This is a genomic window from Bacteroides sp. HMSC067B03, from assembly GCF_001811315.1.
GTDB lineage: Bacteria > Bacteroidota > Bacteroidia > Bacteroidales > Bacteroidaceae > Bacteroides > Bacteroides faecis.
This window is the reverse complement of the sequence record NZ_KV804234.1, coordinates 1-633: the sequence shown is the minus strand read 5'-3', so window position 1 is coordinate 633 and position 633 is coordinate 1. Positions and strand designations below refer to the sequence as shown.

The following is a 633-nucleotide window of genomic DNA, read 5'->3' as shown; positions in this document are numbered from 1 at the left end:
CGATGATAGGGAAAGGGAAAAGCATATCACATGGTGTGGCGGCATTGGAGTACGACCTCGCCAAAGAGATAAACGGGCAGGCAGTAGCCACCGAGATAGCCCGGCATGAACTTTATGGGTGTACTGGTGCGGAAATGGTGCAGGAAATGAAACCGTATCACATTGATTTTCCGAACGTAAAAAACAACTGCCTACGTTTCGAGGTCAGCCCCTCGATAGAGGAAAGCGCCACCTTTACGGATGTGGACTGGGCGGAACTTGGTAACGACTTCATGCAGCGCATGGGGTTGGCGAACCACCAGTACATCATCATCCGGCACAGCGGTACGGAGAGCAAGAAAGAGCAAGCCCACCTGCACATACTGGCAAACCGGGTTTCCCTTTCCGGGGAACTGTACCGGGACAACTGGATAGGGAAAAAGGCAACGGAAGCCGCCAATGCCATAGCCAAGGAACGGAACTTTGTACAGTCGCAGGACATTGGCAAAGTCAACAAAGCGGAAATCAAGGAAGCCATGGACGGCGTATTGAAGAAGATGCAGGGCTTTGACTTTACCAAATTCAAGGAAGAACTTGGTAAGAGAGGTTTTAAAGTCCGGGAAGCCAGGGCAAGCACCGGGAAACTTAACGGCT

General features: G+C 51.5%; 1 protein-coding gene. It reads left to right on the top strand.

Annotated features, from left to right (window positions below; translation table 11 throughout):
• Positions 1-2: 2 nt before the first annotated feature.
• On the top strand, positions 3-633 hold a 631-nt coding region (mbpB, locus tag HMPREF2794_RS00780), incomplete at its 3' end, for a mobilization protein MbpB (RefSeq protein ID WP_070750578.1).